The organism is Snodgrassella sp. CFCC 13594 (assembly GCF_001590725.1).
Taxonomy (GTDB): Bacteria; Pseudomonadota; Gammaproteobacteria; order Burkholderiales; family Neisseriaceae; genus Snodgrassella.
In genome coordinates this window covers 1-1,291 of sequence record NZ_LQXR01000055.1, presented here as the reverse complement: position 1 = coordinate 1,291, position 1,291 = coordinate 1, and the positions used below count along the sequence as shown (strand labels likewise).

The 1,291-nt window shown below is 37.9% G+C and carries 1 protein-coding gene; it reads left to right on the top strand.

Annotated features, from left to right (window positions below; translation table 11 throughout):
• Positions 1-510: 510 nt before the first annotated feature.
• The coding region (locus A2F46_RS11620; protein ID WP_156471646.1) for an ESPR domain-containing protein at positions 511-1,291 on the top strand (781 nt) is incomplete at its 3' end.

Below are 1,291 nucleotides of genomic sequence, written 5' to 3'. Positions count from 1 at the left end.
AATCATATCCATGATTACCCATGCAGCGGCGAGTATGGATGCTAAAATAACAGTAAGAATGACAGGATTAAATGAACATCATGTTATTATTATATTTAATAATCAAATAGATATATTATTTTAATAATCTCACCTCTTCCGCCAAAATTTTAAATTAGGTCTCTGAATCTTCAGAGGCTTAATTTTTTACATCCACTGAATATCTATCTGCCTACCAATTCCTCAACTTAGATTAGAGATGTGTAGTTAATTCTTGATTTATTCTATTTTGCTGTTTTCTCATCAAGACATTCTTGCCTTTGTTTGTGCGTATTAATATATATTTAAAAAAAGAGTTTTTATACTTTACGAATTTACAATGATACAATTCATATTAAGGTCATGGCGTTAGGCATAGTCGCACGGCTAATATATCGACTAAAAAATTATTATCTCTATATGTTGAGAATGCTGTTTTCAAGCTGACTTAAATTTCAATTCGACTCATAAAATACTCAAAGACAAATACCAATGAATAAAATTTACAAAACAGTACGTAATAAAAAAACGGGGCTATGGGATGTGGCTTCGGAACTAACTAAGGCTGGCAGACATTCAGGCGGAGGAGCGGTAAAAACGAGTGTCTTTTTAATGGCCGCACTATTTACCCATTCAGCGATGGCTGCTTGCATTGAAGGCGCCACAAATACAGTCACGTGCACAGGAACAACACAACAACCAAATTTAGATGGTTATACGACCTCGCTCACTACATTGCCCAACTCGAAAGGGAGTGCTGTAGTGATTAACGTCAATGAGGGTGCAAATGTTTTATCTGGTGGAGGAAACACAGACGGTATTGGCAATAGTGGCAGTGGAGACTATCAACCAACGGTCACCCGCATTAACAATTCGGGAACTATTTCAGCCAGTAGCGATGATACAACTGTTTATGGTCTTCAATATATTTATGGCGATTACGGAGCTGTAACTGGCAATTTTACATTGCAAAATTCAGGAACTGTATCCGGTACCACTACGAACTCTACAGCAGAAGCCGCAGGTATACTGGCTATGTTCCAAGGCAGCATCAATATCGAAAACAAGGCAAATGCCACTATCGAAGGCAGTAGTGCAGGTATTCTGGCGGCCAGTTATGCAGCAGGCAGCACGCAACAATCAAAAACGGGAGGAAGTAGTATTTCCATCACTAATTCTGGGAATATTACTGGTTTATCCAATACCAATAACTTCGTCGAAAAAGAAACGATTAAAGAACATAAACAAGACCATACGGTAGCCATCTTCACAT